Annotated in this window: 17 protein-coding genes; all 17 read left to right on the plus strand. The window is 60.0% G+C overall.

Annotated elements, in window-relative coordinates:
- Positions 1 to 109: NADP-dependent isocitrate dehydrogenase (locus tag PMI21_RS30260; RefSeq protein ID WP_007940856.1), on the plus strand; the 109-nt coding region annotated here is incomplete at its 5' end.
- Between the two features lie 81 nt (positions 110 to 190).
- Positions 191 to 637 (plus strand): NUDIX hydrolase, encoded by a 447-nt coding sequence (locus PMI21_RS05325; RefSeq protein ID WP_007940857.1) that lies wholly within the window; start codon positions 191 to 193, stop codon positions 635 to 637.
- Positions 638 to 696: 59 nt separating this feature from the next.
- Positions 697 to 1,830: a tRNA 2-thiouridine(34) synthase MnmA gene (gene mnmA, locus PMI21_RS05320; protein ID WP_007940858.1), complete on the plus strand. Its 1,134-nt coding sequence runs from the start codon at positions 697 to 699 to the stop codon at positions 1,828 to 1,830.
- Positions 1,827 to 2,450 carry a high frequency lysogenization protein HflD gene (hflD, locus tag PMI21_RS05315; protein WP_007940860.1) on the plus strand — a complete coding sequence of 208 codons (624 nt, stop codon included), beginning with the start codon at positions 1,827 to 1,829 and terminating at the stop codon, positions 2,448 to 2,450. Before mnmA ends, hflD begins: the two co-directional genes overlap by 4 nt.
- Before the next feature lie 127 nt (positions 2,451 to 2,577).
- A complete protein-coding gene (gene purB / locus PMI21_RS05310; RefSeq protein ID WP_007940861.1) occupies positions 2,578 to 3,948 on the plus strand; it encodes an adenylosuccinate lyase in 1,371 nt (456 codons plus the stop codon).
- An 86-nt stretch (positions 3,949 to 4,034) separates the two neighbouring features.
- Positions 4,035 to 5,204: a ribosomal protein uL16 3-hydroxylase gene (locus tag PMI21_RS05305; RefSeq protein ID WP_007940862.1), complete on the plus strand. Its 1,170-nt coding sequence runs from the start codon at positions 4,035 to 4,037 to the stop codon at positions 5,202 to 5,204.
- Positions 5,197 to 5,622, plus strand: coding sequence for a GNAT family N-acetyltransferase (locus PMI21_RS05300; protein WP_007940863.1), 426 nt, complete (start codon positions 5,197 to 5,199; stop codon positions 5,620 to 5,622). The genes PMI21_RS05305 and PMI21_RS05300 overlap by 8 nt, the downstream gene beginning before the upstream one ends.
- Positions 5,623 to 5,769: 147 nt before the next feature.
- Positions 5,770 to 6,531, plus strand: coding sequence for a secretin N-terminal domain-containing protein (locus PMI21_RS05295; protein ID WP_007940864.1), 762 nt, complete (start codon positions 5,770 to 5,772; stop codon positions 6,529 to 6,531).
- Between the two features lie 496 nt (positions 6,532 to 7,027).
- Positions 7,028 to 8,353: an isocitrate lyase gene (gene aceA, locus PMI21_RS05290; protein ID WP_007940867.1), complete on the plus strand. Its 1,326-nt coding sequence runs from the start codon at positions 7,028 to 7,030 to the stop codon at positions 8,351 to 8,353.
- Positions 8,354 to 8,892: 539 nt separating this feature from the next.
- Positions 8,893 to 9,306 (plus strand): NADH-quinone oxidoreductase subunit A, encoded by a 414-nt coding sequence (locus PMI21_RS05285; protein ID WP_007940868.1) that lies wholly within the window; start codon positions 8,893 to 8,895, stop codon positions 9,304 to 9,306.
- Positions 9,307 to 9,316: 10 nt separating this feature from the next.
- Positions 9,317 to 9,991 (plus strand): NuoB/complex I 20 kDa subunit family protein, encoded by a 675-nt coding sequence (locus PMI21_RS05280; protein ID WP_007940869.1) that lies wholly within the window; start codon positions 9,317 to 9,319, stop codon positions 9,989 to 9,991.
- Between the two features lie 72 nt (positions 9,992 to 10,063).
- Positions 10,064 to 11,848, plus strand: a complete 1,785-nt coding sequence (gene nuoC, locus PMI21_RS05275) for an NADH-quinone oxidoreductase subunit C/D (RefSeq protein ID WP_007940870.1) — start codon at positions 10,064 to 10,066, stop codon at positions 11,846 to 11,848.
- 2 nt (positions 11,849 to 11,850) lie between these two features.
- Positions 11,851 to 12,348 (plus strand): NADH-quinone oxidoreductase subunit NuoE, encoded by a 498-nt coding sequence (nuoE, locus tag PMI21_RS05270; RefSeq protein WP_007940871.1) that lies wholly within the window; start codon positions 11,851 to 11,853, stop codon positions 12,346 to 12,348.
- Positions 12,345 to 13,700, plus strand: coding sequence for an NADH-quinone oxidoreductase subunit NuoF (gene nuoF / locus PMI21_RS05265; protein WP_007940872.1), 1,356 nt, complete (start codon positions 12,345 to 12,347; stop codon positions 13,698 to 13,700). Before nuoE ends, nuoF begins: the two co-directional genes overlap by 4 nt.
- 137 nt (positions 13,701 to 13,837) lie before the next feature.
- A complete protein-coding gene (gene nuoG, locus PMI21_RS05260) occupies positions 13,838 to 16,552 on the plus strand; it encodes an NADH-quinone oxidoreductase subunit NuoG (protein WP_007940873.1) in 2,715 nt (904 codons plus the stop codon).
- On the plus strand, positions 16,549 to 17,556 hold the full coding sequence (nuoH, locus tag PMI21_RS05255; protein WP_007940874.1) for an NADH-quinone oxidoreductase subunit NuoH: 1,008 nt from the start codon (positions 16,549 to 16,551) through the stop codon (positions 17,554 to 17,556). The genes nuoG and nuoH overlap by 4 nt, the downstream gene beginning before the upstream one ends.
- A gap of 12 nt (positions 17,557 to 17,568) precedes the next feature.
- On the plus strand, positions 17,569 to 18,114 hold the full coding sequence (gene nuoI / locus PMI21_RS05250; protein WP_007940875.1) for an NADH-quinone oxidoreductase subunit NuoI: 546 nt from the start codon (positions 17,569 to 17,571) through the stop codon (positions 18,112 to 18,114).
- Position 18,115: the final 1 nt, after the last annotated feature.

Below are 18,115 nucleotides of genomic sequence, written 5' to 3' on the forward strand. Positions count from 1 at the left end.
GGAAAAGCCAGTGGACATCGGCGGTTACTACCACGCCAATGCCGAACTGATCAGCAAGGCCATGCGCCCGAGCGCAACCTTCAACGCCGCGATTGCTGCGTTGGTTTAAGGTTGTAAGGGAACATCACAAACCCCGGCCATGTGCCGGGGTTTGTGTTTCTGACCACCTCCCCCCCTACGGACCCCATTGATGACCTGGCTACCCCACATCACCGTCGCCACCATCGTCGAAGACAACGGCCGCTTCCTGATGGTCGAAGAATCCAAGCACGGACGAACGGTACTCAATCAACCCGCCGGTCATCTGGATCCGGACGAAACCCTGATCGAAGCCGCCGTGCGCGAAACCCTCGAGGAAACCGGCTGGGACGTCGAGCCGACCGCTGTAATAGGCATTTACCTCTACACTGCGCCGAGCAATGGCGTGACCTATCAGCGGGTCTGCTTCAGCGCAAAACCCGTCCAGTACCACCCGGATTATCAATTGGACGACGGTATTGTCGGCGCGAAATGGCTGACGCGTGACGAACTGCTGCAACAGCGCGCAAACTGGCGCAGTGAGCTGATCATCCGCTGCATCGATGATTATCTGGACGGTAAACACTTCAGCCTCGAGCTGATCCGCCCTTCTCTTTAGCCTTGCAGGCTTGAGCCTGCTAGAATCGCGTCCTTTTTCAAGACACTCATTAAATCCCTATGCGTGATCCAGCCCCTTCTGCCACACAAAAGAAGCGCGTCATTGTCGGTATGTCCGGCGGCGTGGACTCTTCCGTTTCCGCTCTCCTGCTGATCGAGCAGGGTTATGAGGTGGAAGGCCTGTTCATGAAGAACTGGGAAGAAGACGATGGAACGGAATACTGCACCGCCATGGATGACCTGGCGGACGCTCAGGCCGTGTGCGACAAGATTGGCATCAAGCTGCACACCGCCAACTTCGCCGCCGAGTACTGGGACAACGTGTTCGAGCACTTCCTGGCCGAATACAAGGCCGGCCGCACGCCGAACCCGGACATCCTGTGCAACCGCGAGATCAAGTTCAAGGCGTTCCTCGATTACGCCATGATGCTCGGCGCCGACCTGATCGCCACTGGCCACTACGTGCGCCGTCGTGACATCGATGGTCGCACCGAATTGCTCAAGGGCCTGGATCCGAACAAGGACCAGAGCTACTTCCTGCACGCCGTCGGCGGCGAACAGATCGCCAAGACGCTGTTCCCGGTCGGCGAGCTGGAAAAACCCGAAGTGCGCGCGATTGCCGAGAAACACGACCTGGCCACCGCGAAGAAAAAGGATTCCACCGGAATCTGCTTTATCGGCGAACGCCGCTTCAGCGACTTCCTCAAGCAATACCTGCCGGCCCAGCCCGGTGAGATCAAGACCACCGAAGGTGAAGTCATCGGCCGTCACCATGGCTTGATGTACCACACCATCGGCCAGCGCCAGGGACTGGGCATCGGCGGCCTGAAAGACGCCGGTGAAGAGCCGTGGTACGTGCTGATCAAGGACCTGGAACACAACGAGTTGATCGTTGGCCAGGGCAATGACCACCCGTGGCTGTTCTCCCGCGCCCTGCTCGCCTCGGACATCTATTGGGTCAACCCGATTGATCTGATCGAGCCGCGCAGGCTGACCGCCAAGGTGCGTTATCGCCAGAGCGACCAGCCTTGCACGCTGGAAAAGACCGCCACCGGCTACCGCGCCACTTTTGATGACCCGCAACGCGCGGTCACTCCGGGTCAATCCGTGGTGTTCTACGACGGTGAAATCTGCCTCGGCGGCGGCGTGATCGAAGTGGCCGAGCCCTGGACCAGCAAGGGTCAGCGTTCATGAGCCCGACTCAGGAGCAACTGACAGCCTTGGGCGGCGTGTTTCTCGCCGCCGTACTGGTCGACAAGATCGCCAAGACCGGCCAGACCAACGAAGCCGGCCTGACTTGCATGCTTGGCAGCCTGTTGATTCGCGACCCCAAGGACACCCTGGAAGTGTACGGCGGCGACGACATCAATTTGCGCGAAGGCTATCGCGCATTGATCGGCGCCCTGGAGCGCGACCCCAGCACCCTTCAGCGTGAACCGCTGCGCTACGCCCTGGCGATGCTGGGGCTGGAGCGCCAATTGGCCAAGCGCAATGACATGCTGGACGTGATCGGCAAGCGCCTGCCGCAGATTCAGTCCCAGGTCGAACACTTCGGCCCGGCTCACGAAAACGTGATCGCCGCTTGCGGTGCGCTGTACCAGGACACCCTGAGCACCCTGCGCCAACGGATTCAGGTGCATGGCGACATGCGCAACCTGCAGCAGCCGAGCAATGCCTCGAAAATCCGCGCACTGTTGCTGGCCGGGATTCGTTCGGCACGCTTGTGGCGGCAGTTGGGCGGCCATCGCTGGCAGCTGGTGATCAGCCGGCGCAAATTGCTTAAAGAGCTTTACCCGCTGATGCGCAGCAGCTGAACCGCGCCCGCAATACCGTTTTGTAGTCAGTAACGCGTAATACGCCGGTCAGTTGGCAACGGACCGGCGGATTTTTTCATGTATGATACGCGCCCCATTTCGTTGCCCGACTGTCCGAGAACACCCCATGCAGCTCTCTTCGCTCACTGCGGTTTCCCCTGTTGACGGCCGCTACGCCGGCAAAACCCAGGCCCTGCGCCCAATTTTCAGCGAATACGGCCTGATCCGTGCTCGCGTTCTGGTTGAAGTGCGCTGGCTCCAGCGCCTGGCCGCTCACCCTGCCATCAGCGAAGTGCCGGCGTTCTCCGCCGAAGCCAACGCGGTGTTGAACACCCTGGCAGAAAACTTCTCTCTGGAGCACGCCGAGCGTGTCAAAGAGATCGAGCGCACCACCAACCACGACGTCAAAGCCATCGAATACCTGCTCAAAGAGCAGGCGGCCAAGCTGCCGGAACTGGCCAAGGTCAGCGAGTTCATCCACTTTGCCTGCACCAGCGAGGACATCAACAACCTGTCCCACGCCCTGATGCTGCGCGAAGGCCGTGATGATGTGATGCTGCCGCTGATGCGCCAGACCGCCAACGCCATCCGCGAACTGGCCATCCGTTTCGCAGACGTGCCGATGCTGTCGCGCACCCACGGTCAACCGGCATCGCCGACCACCCTGGGCAAAGAGCTGGCAAACGTGGTTTACCGCCTGGAGCGCCAAATCGCTCAAGTCGCCGCTGTTCCGCTGCTGGGCAAGATCAACGGCGCTGTCGGCAACTACAACGCTCACCTGTCGGCCTACCCTGAGATCGACTGGGAAGCCAACGCCCGCGCCTTTATCGAAGATGAGCTGGGCCTGGGCTTCAACCCGTACACCACGCAGATCGAACCGCACGATTACATCGCCGAGCTGTTCGACGCGATCGCGCGCTTCAACACCATCCTGATCGACTTCGACCGCGATATCTGGGGCTACATCTCCCTGGGTTACTTCAAACAGCGCACCATCGCTGGCGAAATCGGTTCGTCGACCATGCCGCACAAGGTTAACCCGATCGACTTCGAAAACTCCGAAGGCAACCTGGGCATCGCCAACGCACTGTTCCAGCACCTGGCGAGCAAGCTGCCAATCTCTCGCTGGCAGCGCGACCTGACCGACTCCACCGTCCTGCGCAACCTCGGTGTCGGCTTCGCCCACAGCGTGATCGCGTACGAAGCCAGCCTCAAAGGCATCAGCAAACTGGAGCTCAACGAGCAAAAGATTGCCGCTGACCTGGACGCTTGCTGGGAAGTATTGGCCGAGCCGATCCAGACCGTGATGCGTCGCTACAACATCGAAAATCCGTACGAGAAGCTCAAAGAGCTGACGCGCGGCAAGGGCATCAGCCCTGAAGCGCTGCAAACCTTCATTGACGGCCTGGACATGCCAGCCGCCGCCAAGGCTGAGCTGAAACTGCTCACCCCGGCCAACTACATCGGCAACGCTGTAGCACAAGCCAAACGCATCTGATCGACCGTTCTACCCGTTTGAGACGCCCGGCAGCGCCGGGCGTTTTTATTCCCGTCTGAAAAGTGCTTTTTTTCAATAGGTTACACATGAATCCTGACACTCCTCTTCAACTTCTGGGCGGCATCACGGCACGGGAATTCCTGCGCGACTACTGGCAGAAAAAGCCGCTGCTGATCCGTCAGGCGATTCCTGACTTCGAAAGCCCGATCGACGCCGACGAACTGGCCGGACTGGCGCTGGAAGAAGAAGTCGAATCGCGCCTGGTGATCGAGCACGGCGAGCGCCCTTGGGAATTGCGCCGCGGCCCCTTCGCCGAAGACGAATTCAGCAAACTGCCGGAACGCGAATGGACCTTGCTGGTGCAAGCCGTCGACCAATTCGTGCCGGAAGTTGCCGAGCTGCTGGAAAACTTCCGTTTTCTGCCGAGCTGGCGCGTCGACGACGTGATGATCAGCTTCGCCGCCCCCGGTGGCAGCGTCGGTCCGCACTTCGATAACTACGACGTGTTCCTGCTGCAAGGCCACGGCAAGCGCAACTGGAAAATCGGCCAGATGTGCAACTCCGAGAGCCCGCTGCTGCAACACGCCGACCTGCGGATCCTCGCCGACTTCGAAGCCACCGATGAGTGGGTGCTGGAACCGGGCGACATGCTCTACCTGCCGCCGCGCCTGGCTCACTGTGGTGTGGCCGTCGATGATTGCATGACCTACTCGGTCGGTTTCCGCGCCCCGAGTGCCGCTGAAGTGTTGACCCACTTCACCGACTTCCTCAGCCAGTTCCTGACGGACGAAGAGCGTTACACCGACGCCGACGCCCTGCCGGCGGTCGATCCTCATCAGATCCAGCACGATGCCCTCGATCGCCTCAAAAGCCTGCTGGCCGAGCACATGAGCGACGAGCGCCTGCTGCTGACCTGGTTCGGCCAGTTCATGACCGAGCCGCGCTACCCGGAACTGGTGGTCGGTCCGGAAGAGGTCGAAGAAGAGGACTTCCTCAGCGCCCTTGAAGAAGGCGCCGTGCTGATCCGCAACCCGAGCGCGCGCCTGGCCTGGTCGGAAGTCGACGACGACCTGCTGCTGTTCGCCAGCGGCCAGAGCCGTTACCTGCCGGGCAAGCTGCGCGAACTGCTGAAAATGATCTGCGCCGCCGATGCCCTGCATGTCGACAACCTCGGCCCATGGCTGAGCGACGAAGACGGCCGTGGCCTGCTGTGTGAACTGGTCAAGCAGGGCAGCCTGGGGTTTGCCGATGAATAAGATTCACGTACGTGTCGCAGACTGGCAAAAGGACAACGCCGAGATCCGGCGCATTCGTGAAGCGGTATTCGTCGCCGAGCAATCCGTTCCACCTGAACTGGAATGGGATGCCGATGACGCCACGGCAGTGCATTTCCTGGCCTCCGAAGGCGACTTTCCGATCGGCACCGCCCGCCTGCTGCCCGATGGTCACATCGGCCGGGTGTCGGTACTGAAAGACTGGCGCGGCCTGAAGGTTGGCGATGCGCTGATGCAAGCGGTGATCGGTGAAGCCGAGAAGCGCGGGCTGAAGCAGCAGATGCTGAGCGCGCAAGTGCAGGCCACGGCGTTCTATGAGCGCCTGGGCTTCAGCATGGTCAGTGAGGAATTCCTGGAAGCCGGGATTCCGCATGTAGACATGGTGCGTCACTCGGCTTGATACCCTGACAAAAGCCTTCAGGAACACCACAAAACGCCCCGCCATTCTCGGATGCCGGGGCGTTTTGCTGTCTGTGATTCAACTCGCACCACGCCAGGCCGACAAACTGGCAATATCATCAAGACTTTGAAAGCGGAGATAACGGACATGTCCCTACGCACCCTGCTCACCACGCTGCTACTGACCTGCAGTTTTTCGGTCATGGCCGCCACCGAGATCGTGCCCCTGAATTACCGCACCAGCGCCGACTTGCTGCCAGTGGCGCAGGACTTCATCGGCAAGGACGGCAAGGTCAGCGCCTATGGCAACCAACTGATCGTCAATGCTGACCCCGGCAAGATCGACGAACTCAAGGCTTTCCTCGCGCAACTGGACACCGCCCGCAAACGCCTGCTGATCACCGTCGACACCAACGAAAACAACTTTCAGGGCGATCAGGGCTACTCGGTCAACGGTGCCGCACCGAATCAGACCCGCATCATCAGTCGCAGCACCGACAGCCGTGACGGCGGCATCCAGCAGGTTCAGGCCAGCGAAGGCGCGCCGGCACTGATCCAGGTCGGCCAGAGCGTGCCGCTCACCAGCACCCAGACCGACGGCTATGGCGACCTGCGCAGCCAGACCGAATACCGCAACGTCACCCAGGGTTTCTACGTCACCGCCAGCGTCACCGGCGACATCGTTCATCTGGCCATCAGTACCAACCGTGACCGAATGAGCCAGGAACGTCCCGATGTAGTGAACGTGCAAAGTACCGACACAACTGTCAGCGGTCGACTGGGCGAGTGGATCACCCTGGCCGGCGTGAATCGTCAGACTCAGGCCGACAAACAGGGCCTGACCCGCAGCTACTCGACTCAGGGCCGGGATGACATGACTTTGCGGGTGAAAGTCGACACCTTGGACTAAAGCACCAAAAACTGACTGATTAGTCGTATTAGACCAAAGATGTAGTGCTTGAAAAAAAGCACTACAAAACGTTTGACGAGCCAAAAAAGCAAAGGCATGATGGCCTCGCTCCCGCTAATCAGAGGCCCTGGCAAGGGCTTTCGAGTCGCTGTTCGCACCCTACCCCGCGAGCCGATTCGTGTCTGTACCGCCCACAAGGTGTGTTTGACGAGGTTGCCGACTGGAACGAAGTTGTCCCGAGGGACGGAAGCGTAATTAGGTAACCCGGCTCCACACTGAAGTTCGCACCAAGGCCCACGACGCCCGAATGCGCCCGCCAGTTCGCCCTTACCTGCTCACTTCCCCTCGAGCCCATCGTTCATCCCGTCGCCATCCCCGCCGAACCCGACTTGACCGCCTAAGCTTCTGGTCAGCGAGCAGCCTCTTACGCCTGATTTGCGTAGTGGGCAGGAGCAGGAATTTTCCACCCCAGACCTATGCGACGAGGTTTATCTCCATGGCACTGACACGCGAACAGCAAATTGCAGCCCTCGAAAAAGATTGGGCTGAAAACCCACGCTGGAAAGGCGTGACACGCGCTTACTCCGCTGCTGACGTCGTCCGCCTGCGTGGCTCGGTTCAACCTGAGCACACCTTTGCAAAAATGGGCGCCGAGAAGCTCTGGAATCTGGTTACCCAGGGTGCCAAGCCATCCTTCCGCCCTGAGAAAGATTTCGTCAACTGCATGGGCGCCCTGACCGGTGGCCAGGCTGTGCAACAAGTCAAGGCCGGCATCCAGGCGATCTACCTGTCGGGCTGGCAAGTGGCCGCGGACAACAACTCCGCCGAATCGATGTACCCGGACCAGTCGCTGTACCCGGTGGATTCGGTTCCAACCGTGGTCAAGCGCATCAACAACTCGTTCCGTCGTGCTGACCAGATCCAGTGGAAAGCCGGCAAGAACCCGGGCGACGAAGGCTACATCGACTACTTCGCACCGATCGTGGCTGACGCTGAAGCCGGTTTCGGTGGCGTACTGAACGCCTACGAGCTGATGAAGAGCATGATCGAAGCAGGCGCCGCCGGCGTTCACTTCGAAGACCAACTGGCTTCCGTGAAAAAATGCGGCCACATGGGCGGCAAGGTACTGGTTCCTACCCAGGAAGCTGTACAGAAGCTGACCGCTGCCCGTCTGGCGGCTGACGTTGCCGGTACACCGACCATCATCCTGGCCCGTACCGACGCTAACGCAGCTGATTTGCTGACGTCCGATTGCGACCCGTACGACAAACCGTTCGTGACTGGCGAACGTACCCAGGAAGGCTTCTACAAAGTGCGCGCCGGTCTCGACCAGGCCATCGCTCGTGGCCTGGCCTACGCACCGTACGCCGACCTGATCTGGTGCGAAACCGCCAAGCCGGACCTGGACGAAGCTCGTCGTTTCGCCGAAGCGATCAAAAAGGAATACCCGGACCAACTGCTGTCGTACAACTGCTCGCCTTCCTTCAACTGGAAGAAAAACCTGGACGACGCGACCATCGCCAAGTTCCAGCGCGAACTGTCCGCCATGGGTTACAAGCACCAGTTCATCACCCTGGCCGGCATTCACAACATGTGGCACAGCATGTTCAACCTGGCGCACGACTACGCCCGCAACGACATGACTGCCTACGTGAAGCTGCAAGAGCAAGAGTTCGCTGACGCTGCCAAGGGTTACACCTTCGTGGCTCACCAGCAGGAAGTGGGCACCGGCTACTTCGACGACATGACCACCGTGATCCAGGGTGGTACGTCTTCGGTAACCGCGCTGACCGGTTCGACCGAAGAAGAACAGTTCCACTGATCTGCTTCGCTTAAACAAACGGCCCTTGCGGACCGAATAAAAAGCTAACCGCAAAGCCGCTCATCTGACGCCCCGACTGGTTCGGGGCGTTTTTTTTGCCTGCGATTTCACCCCTCAGCAGGAGCGGGTGCAGGGAAAAACCTTGATCCAGAGCAGTTTCGCGATCAGGAAAACAAGGTAAAACCACCCCGCGCGCTACTTGCAGTAACACGCATATAAGACAACTTCCCGAACCGCTACCCGCTAAACAGTTTGAAAACCACAGCAAATAATATTGATTATCATTTAGCGACAACTATGTTCGTTACATTCCCTACAAAACATATTTGACAAAACCCCCGCTAATGCCCGAACCGCATGGGCTACAGGGCTTTTGAGGTGCGCCATGTCCTTATTCCAATAAATAATTTCGCTATAGGAATTTTACTTGCAGGGTGTTTAGCCATAAAATCAGCGGGATTGATTGCTGCGACATATCGTCACTGCCTTATTTCTTTATCAAGCTCAGAGACCTTTGCTCTCTGTTAAGGATTACCAGCATGCCCGAAGCGACCGGACTCATGGCCCACAACTGGGGCTTTGCCATTTTCCTTCTGGGTGTCGGCGGCCTTTGCGCCTTCATGCTCGGCGTCTCCAGCCTCCTCGGGTCAAAAGCCTGGGGCCGCAGCAAAAACGAACCGTTCGAGTCCGGCATGCTACCTACAGGTGGCGCCCGCTTGCGGCTCTCAGCCAAATTCTATCTGGTCGCGATGCTCTTCGTGATCTTCGATATCGAAGCCCTCTTTCTCTTTGCCTGGTCTGTGTCCGTCCGCGAAAGCGGCTGGACCGGATTCGTCGAAGCTCTCGTTTTCATAGCAATTCTGTTGGCAGGTCTTGTCTACCTATTTCGAGTGGGCGCCCTTGACTGGGCTCCGGCAGCTCGTCTGAAGCGGCAAGCGAAGCTGAAACAATGAGGCTTTGGCAATGCAATACAATCTCACCAGGATCGACCCCGATGCTCCTAACGAGCAGTATCCGATTGGCCAACGGGAAACCGTTTCCGATCCGTTAGAAGATCAAGTCCACAAAAACATTTTCATGGGCAAGCTCGAAGACGTGCTCAACGGCACGATCAACTGGGGGCGCAAGAACTCCCTGTGGCCGTATAACTTCGGTCTTTCGTGCTGCTACGTGGAAATGACCACCGCCTTCACGGCGCCCCACGACATCGCGCGCTTTGGCGCCGAGGTAATCCGGGCATCACCGCGTCAGGCGGATTTCATGGTTATCGCCGGTACCTGCTTCATCAAGATGGCGCCGATCATTCAGCGTCTCTACGAGCAGATGCTCGAACCTAAATGGGTCATTTCCATGGGTTCGTGCGCCAACTCCGGTGGCATGTACGACATCTACTCCGTCGTTCAAGGGGTGGACAAGTTCCTGCCCGTGGACGTCTACGTGCCTGGCTGCCCACCCCGCCCTGAAGCTTTTCTGCAAGGCTTGATGCTGTTGCAGGAGTCGATTGGCCAGGAGCGTCGCCCACTTTCCTGGGTCGTTGGTGATCAAGGCGTTTACCGCGCCGAGATGCCTTCGCAAAAGGAACAGCGCCGCGAACAGCGTATTCAGGTAACCAACCTGCGCAGCCCCGACGAAGTCTGATCCAGATCTGCTTCTTTTATAGAACGAGAAACTGGCTTCATTCTTTACGTTGACCGAAAGCGATAAATAACCATGACTGCAGGCAGTGCTCTGTACATCCCGCCTTATAAGGCAGACGACCAGGATGTGGTCGTCGAACTGAACAACCGTTTTGGCCCAGAGGCGTTCACCGCCCAGCCTACCCGCACCGGCATGCCGGTGCTTTGGGTTGCCCGTGCCAAACTCGTCGAAGTCCTGACTTTCCTGCGCAACCTGCCCAAGCCGTACGTCATGCTCTATGACCTGCACGGCGTGGACGAGCGTCTGCGCACCAAGCGTCAAGGGCTGCCAAACGGCGTCGACTTCACTGTGTTCTATCACTTGATGTCGATCGAACGTAATAGTGACGTAATGATCAAGGTCGCCTTGTCCGAGAGCGACCTCAACCTGCCGAGCGTCACCAGCATCTGGCCGAATGCCAACTGGTACGAGCGTGAAGTGTGGGACATGTACGGCATCCACTTTGCCGGCCACCCGCACCTGAGCCGCATCATGATGCCGCCAACCTGGGAAGGTCACCCGCTGCGCAAGGACTTCCCGGCCCGTGCCACCGAGTTCGACCCGTTCAGCCTGACCCTGGCCAAGCAACAGCTCGAGGAAGAAGCCGCGCGCTTCAAGCCTGAAGACTGGGGCATGAAGCGTTCCGGCCCGAACGAGGACTACATGTTCCTCAACCTGGGTCCGAACCACCCTTCGGCCCACGGTGCGTTCCGTATCATCCTGCAGCTGGACGGTGAAGAGATCGTCGACTGCGTGCCAGACGTCGGCTACCACCACCGTGGTGCCGAAAAGATGGCCGAGCGTCAGTCCTGGCACAGCTTCATTCCGTACACCGACCGTATCGATTACCTCGGCGGCGTGATGAACAACCTGCCGTACGTGCTCTCGGTCGAGAAGCTGGCCGGCATCAAGGTGCCCGAGAAGGTCGACGTCATCCGCATCATGATGGCCGAGTTCTTCCGGATCACCAGCCACCTGCTGTTCCTGGGGACTTACATCCAGGACGTCGGCGCCATGACTCCGGTGTTCTTCACCTTCACCGACCGCCAGAAGGCGTACACGGTGATCGAAGCCATTACCGGTTTCCGCCTGCACCCGGCCTGGTACCGCATCGGTGGTGTCGCCCACGACCTGCCGCGCGGCTGGGAAAAACTGGTCAAGGATTTCGTCGAGTGGATGCCAAAGCGTCTGGACGAATACCAGAAAGCCGCACTGGACAACAGCATCCTGCGTGGCCGGACCATCGGCGTCGCCGCCTACAACACCAAGGAAGCCCTGGAATGGGGCGTCACCGGTGCCGGCCTGCGTTCGACCGGTTGCAATTTCGACCTGCGTAAAGCTCGCCCCTACTCCGGCTACGAAAACTTCGAATTCGAAGTCCCGCTGGCGGCCAATGGCGATGCCTACGACCGTTGCATCGTTCGCGTCGAAGAAATGCGCCAGAGCATCAAGATCATCGACCAGTGCTTGCGCAACATGCCGGAAGGCCCGTACAAGGCGGATCACCCGCTGACCACGCCGCCGCCCAAAGAGCGCACGCTGCAGCACATCGAGACCCTGATCACGCACTTCCTGCAAGTTTCGTGGGGCCCGGTCATGCCGGCCAACGAATCCTTCCAGATGATCGAAGCGACCAAGGGCATCAACAGTTATTACCTGACGAGCGATGGCGGCACCATGAGCTACCGCACCCGGATTCGTACCCCAAGCTTCCCGCACCTGCAGCAGATCCCTTCGGTGATCAAAGGCAGCATGGTCGCGGACTTGATCGCGTACCTGGGTAGTATCGATTTCGTTATGGCCGACGTGGACCGCTAAGCATGAACAGCCCGCTTATCCAGACAGACCGTTTCGCCCTGAGCGAAACCGAGCGCTCGGCCATCGAGCACGAGCTGCATCACTACGAAGACCCGCGCGCGGCGTCGATCGAAGCCCTGAAGATCGTCCAGAAGGAACGTGGTTGGGTGCCTGATGGCGCGCTCTACGCCATCGGCGAAATCCTCGGCATCCCGGCCAGCGACGTTGAAGGGGTGGCGACGTTCTATAGCCAGATCTTCCGTCAGCCCGTCGGCCGTCACATCATTCGCGTCTGCGACAGCATGGTCTGCTACATCGGCGGCCATGAATCGGTGGTCAGCGAAATCCAGAGCAAGCTGGGCATCGGCCTGGGCCAGACCACCGCCGACGGTCGTTTCACCCTGCTGCCGGTTTGCTGCCTCGGCAATTGCGACAAGGCGCCGGCGCTGATGATCGATGACGACACGTTCGGTGATGTACAGCCTGCCGGCGTTGCCAAATTGCTCGAGGGCTACGTATGACCCTGACTTCCTTTGGTCCTGCCAACCGCATCAAGCGTTCGGCCGAGACTCACCCGCTCACCTGGCGCCTGCGTGACGACGGCGAAGCCGTATGGCTCGACGAGTACCAGGCCAAGAACGGTTACGCCGCTGCGCGCAAGGCCTTCGCCGACATGGCCCAGGACGACATCGTCCAGACCGTGAAAGACTCCGGCCTCAAGGGTCGCGGCGGTGCAGGCTTCCCCACGGGCGTGAAGTGGGGCCTGATGCCCAAGGACGAATCCATCAACATCCGCTACCTGCTGTGCAACGCGGATGAAATGGAGCCGAACACCTGGAAAGACCGCATGCTGATGGAGCAACTGCCCCATCTGCTGATCGAAGGCATGCTGATCAGTGCTCGCGCGCTGAAAACCTACCGTGGCTACATCTTCCTGCGTGGCGAATACACCACCGCCGCCAGGCACCTGAACCGTGCCGTGGAAGAAGCCAAGGCAGCAGGCCTGCTGGGCAAGAACATCCTGGGCAGCGGCTTCGATTTCGAGCTGTTCGTCCACACCGGTGCCGGGCGTTACATCTGCGGTGAAGAAACCGCGCTGATCAACTCCCTCGAAGGCCGCCGCGCCAACCCGCGCTCCAAGCCGCCCTTCCCTGCCGCCGTGGGCGTGTGGGGCAAGCCGACTTGCGTGAACAACGTCGAAACCCTGTGCAACGTGCCGGCGATCATTGCCGACGGCGTGGACTGGTACAAATCGTTGGCCCGCGAAGGCAGCGAAGACATGGGCACCAAGCTCATGGGCTTCTCCGGCAAGGTCAAGAACCCGGGCCTGTGGGAATTGCCGTTCGGCGTCACCGGTCGCGAGCTGTTCGAAGACTACGCCGGTGGCATGCGCGACGGGTACAAGCTCAAGTGCTGGCAGCCAGGTGGCGCCGGTACCGGCTTCCTGTTGCCGGAACACCTGGACGCACAAATGTACGCCGGCGGCATCGCCAAAGTGGGCACCCGTATGGGTACCGGCCTGGCCATGGCGGTGGACGACAGCGTCAACATGGTGTCCCTGCTGCGCAACATGGAAGAGTTCTTCGCCCGTGAATCGTGCGGTTTCTGCACCCCGTGCCGTGACGGTCTGCCGTGGAGCGTCAAGCTGCTGCGTGCGATCGAGAACGGTGAAGGGCAAGCCGGCGATATCGAGACCCTGCTGGGTCTGGTCGGTTTCCTCGGCCCAGGCAAGACCTTCTGTGCTCACGCACCGGGTGCCGTGGAGCCGTTGGGCAGTGCCATCAAATACTTCCGTCCAGAGTTCGAAGCCGGCATCGCGCCTACCCGCGCCGTCGTCCCGCCTCTGGCAAAGCCGATCGTAGTCGGCGCTTAACGCTTTAAAAAAGGCGAACGGTCCGTGCCGTTCGCCTTTCGTCCGATGACGCCTTTCGAGGCTGTTTGGATTTGGACGGATAACAAGATTCCATTAGCCACGCCCGCTGACACCGGGCCAACGAAGAACTTTGAACCATGGCCACTATCCACGTAGACGGCAAAGAGCTCGAAGTCGATGGGGCAGACAACCTGTTACAGGCATGTCTGTCGCTAGGCCTCGATATCCCTTATTTCTGCTGGCACCCAGCCCTTGGCAGCGTTGGCGCTTGCCGCCAGTGCGCGGTCAAGCAGTACACCGACGAGAACGACAAGCGTGGTCGGATCGTCATGTCCTGCATGACCCCCGCCACCGACGGCAGCTGGATCTCCATCGACGACGAAGAAGCGAAAGTATTCCGCGCAAGCGTTGTTGAATGGCTGATGACCAACCACCCTCACGACTGCCCGGTCTGTGAGGAAGGCGGTCACTGCCACCTGCAAGACATGACCGTGATGACCGGCCACAACGAGCGCCGTTATCGCTTCACCAAGCGTACTCACCAGAACCAGCAACTGGGCCCGTTCATTTCCCACGAAATGAACCGCTGCATCGCCTGCTATCGCTGCGTGCGCTTCTATAAGGACTACGCCGGCGGCACCGATCTCGGTGTGTTTGGCGCCCACGACAACGTGTACTTCGGTCGCGTTGAAGACGGCACCCTGGAAAGCGAGTTCTCCGGCAACCTCACCGAGGTCTGCCCGACCGGTGTGTTCACCGACAAGACTCACTCCGAGCGCTACAACCGCAAGTGGGACATGCAGTTCTCGCCGAGCATCTGCCATGGCTGCTCCAGCGGTTGCAACATCTCCCCGGGCGAGCGTTACGGTGAACTGCGCCGCATCGAAAACCGTTTCAACGGTTCGGTGAACCAGTACTTCCTGTGCGACCGTGGCCGTTTCGGCTATGGCTATGTCAACCGCAAGGATCGCCCACGTCAGCCACTGCTGGCCGACGGCGCGAAACTGAGCCTGGACGAAGCACTGGATAAAGCCGCCGACCTGCTGCGCGGTCGCAACATCGTCGGTATCGGTTCGCCGCGCGCCAGCCTCGAAAGCAACTACGCGTTGCGCGAGCTGGTCGGCGCCGAGCACTTCTACTCCGGTATCGAAGCCTCGGAGCTGGAGCGCATTCGTCTGGTCATGCAGGTGCTCAAAGACAGCCCGCTGCCGATCCCGAACATGCGCGACATCGAAGACCACGATGCGATTTTCGTCCTCGGCGAAGACCTGACCCAGACCGCTGCGCGCATGGCCCTGGCCCTGCGTCAATCGGTCAAGGGCAAGGCCGAAGACATGGCCGACGCGATGCGCGTTCAGCCATGGCTCGACGCCGCGGTGAAGAACATCGGCCAGCACGAACTGAACCCGCTGTTCATCGCCAGCCTGGCTGAAACCAAGCTCGACGACATCGCTGAGGAATGCGTTCACGCAGCGCCAGACGACCTGGCCCGCATCGGTTTCGCCGTGGCTCACGCCCTCGACGCCAGCGCTCCAGCCGTAGAAGGCCTGGATGCCGAAGCGCTGGAGCTGGCCAAGCGTATCGCCGACGCCCTGCTCGCAGCCAAGCGTCCGCTGATCATCGCCGGTACCTCGCTGGGTTCCAAGGCGCTGATCGAAGCGGCGGCGAACATCGCCAAAGCCCTGAAGCTGCGCGAGAAGAACGGTTCCATCAGCCTGATCGTGCCGGAGGCCAACAGCCTCGGCCTGGCCATGCTCGGCGGCAACTCGGTCGACGAGGCGCTGCAAGCGGTGATCTCTGGCGGTGCCGACGCCATCGTCGTGCTGGAAAACGATCTGTACACCCGTACCGACAAATCCAAGGTCGATGCTGCCCTGAACGCTGCGAAAGTGGTGATCGTGGCGGACCATCAGAAGACCGCCACCAGCGATCGCGCGCACCTGGTGCTACCAGCGGCCAGCTTCGCTGAAGGCGACGGTACGCTGGTCAGCCAGGAAGGCCGCGCCCAGCGCTTCTTCCAGGTCTTCGACCCGACTTACCTCGACGCGAGCATTCTGGTTCACGAAGGCTGGCGCTGGCTGCATGCCCTGCGTTCGACCCTGCTGAACCAGCCGATCGACTGGACCCAACTGGACCACGTCACCGCTGCCGTTGCTGCAAGCACGCCGCAACTGGCGCGTATCGTCGATGCTGCACCGTCTGCTGCGTTCCGGATCAAAGGCCTGAAACTGGCGCGCGAACCGCTGCGTTACTCCGGTCGTACCGCCATGCGCGCCGACATCAGCGTGCACGAACCGCGTACTTCCCAGGATAACGACACCGCGTTCTCGTTCTCGATGGAAGGTTACTCGGGCTCCGTCGAACCGCGTCAGCAAGTACCTTTCGCCTGGTCTCCGGGCTGGAACTCGCCGCAAGCCTGGAACAAGTTCCAGGACGAAGTCGGTGGTCACCTGCGCGCTGGCGACCCGGGCACTCGCCTGATCGAAAGCACCGGTGATTCGCTGAACTGGTTCGCCAGTGTTCCGCGTGCGTTCAACCCGGCGCCAGGCACCTGGCAGGTCGTGCCGTTCTTCCATCTGTTCGGCAGCGAAGAGAACTCTTCCAAAGCCGCACCGGTGCAGGAACGCATCCCGGCCGCCTACGTGTCGCTGGCCAAGTCCGAAGCCGATCGCCTGGGTGTCAATGACGGTGCCCTGCTGAGCTTGAACGTTGCTGGCCAGACTTTGCGTCTGCCGCTGCGCATCAACGAAGAGCTGGGTGCCGGCCTGGTTGCATTGCCTGCAGGTATCGCCGGCATTCCACCAGCCATCTTTGGCAAATCCGTTGACGGTCTGCAGGAGGCAGCGCTATGACCTTGTTCACTCCTGAAGTGATCGACGTAATCATCGCGGTCCTCAAGGCCATCGTGATTCTGCTCGCCGTAGTGGTTTGCGGCGCGCTGCTGAGCTGGGTCGAGCGTCGTTTGCTCGCCCTCTGGCAGGACCGTTACGGTCCTAACCGCGTCGGCCCGTTCGGCGCGTTCCAGATTGCGGCCGACATGATCAAGATGTTCTTCAAGGAAGACTGGACCCCGCCGTTCGCCGACAAGGTGATCTTCACCTTGGCACCGGTCGTGGCCATGAGCGCCTTGCTGATTGCCTTCGCGATCATCCCGATCACCCCGACCTGGGGCGTGGCGGATATCAACATCGGCATCCTGTTCTTCTTCGCCATGGCGGGTCTGTCGGTCTACGCGGTGCTGTTCGCCGGCTGGTCGAGCAACAACAAGTTCGCCCTGTTGGGCAGCTTGCGGGCCTCGGCACAAACCGTGTCGTACGAAGTGTTCATGGGCCTGTCGCTGATGGGCATCGTGATCCAGGTTGGCTCGTTCAACATGCGCGACATCGTTGAATACCAGGCGCAGAACATGTGGTTCATCATTCCGCAGATCTTCGGTTTCCTGACCTTCTTCATCGCTGGCGTCGCCGTGACTCACCGTCACCCGTTCGACCAGCCGGAAGCGGAACAGGAACTGGCCGACGGTTACCACATTGAATACGCCGGCATGAAATGGGGCATGTTCTTCGTGGGTGAGTACATCGGCATCGTGTTGATTTCGGCGCTGTTGGTCACGCTGTTCTTCGGTGGCTGGCACGGCCCGTTCGGCCTGCTGCCGCAGATCCCGTTCATCTGGTTCGCACTGAAAACCGCGTTCTTCATCATGTTCTTCATCCTGCTGCGCGCCTCGATCCCGCGCCCACGGTATGACCAAGTGATGGACTTCAGCTGGAAGTTCTGCCTGCCGCTGACCCTCATCAACATGCTGGTGACCGCTGCGATCGTGTTGCTCAACACGCCCGCCGTCGCGGCTCAGTGAGGATAGAGAATCATGAAGTACATTTTTGACATCGTGCATGGCTTCTTCACCCAGCTTCGCAGCCTGGTGATGATCTTCGGCCACGCCTTCCGCAAGCGCGACACACTGCAGTACCCGGAAGAACCCGTGTACCTGCCGCCGCGTTTCCGTGGCCGTATCGTCCTGACCCGCGACCCCGACGGCGAAGAGCGTTGTGTAGCCTGCAACCTGTGCGCCGTGGCGTGCCCGGTGGGTTGCATCTCGCTGCAGAAAGCTGAAACCGAAGACGGTCGCTGGTACCCGGACTTCTTCCGCATCAACTTCTCGCGCTGCATTTTCTGCGGCCTCTGCGAGGAAGCCTGCCCGACCACCGCGATCCAGCTGACACCGGATTTCGAAATGGCCGAGTTCAAGCGGCAGGACCTGGTTTACGAGAAAGAAGATCTGCTGATCTCCGGTCCCGGTAAAAACCCTGACTACAACTTCTATCGTGTTGCAGGTATGGCGATTGCCGGTAAGCCAAAAGGTGCCGCGCAGAATGAAGCCGAGCCGATCAACGTGAAGAGCTTGCTGCCTTAAG

The sequence above is a fragment of the Pseudomonas sp. GM18 genome, from assembly GCF_000282195.1.
In the GTDB taxonomy this organism is placed as follows: domain Bacteria; phylum Pseudomonadota; class Gammaproteobacteria; order Pseudomonadales; family Pseudomonadaceae; genus Aquipseudomonas.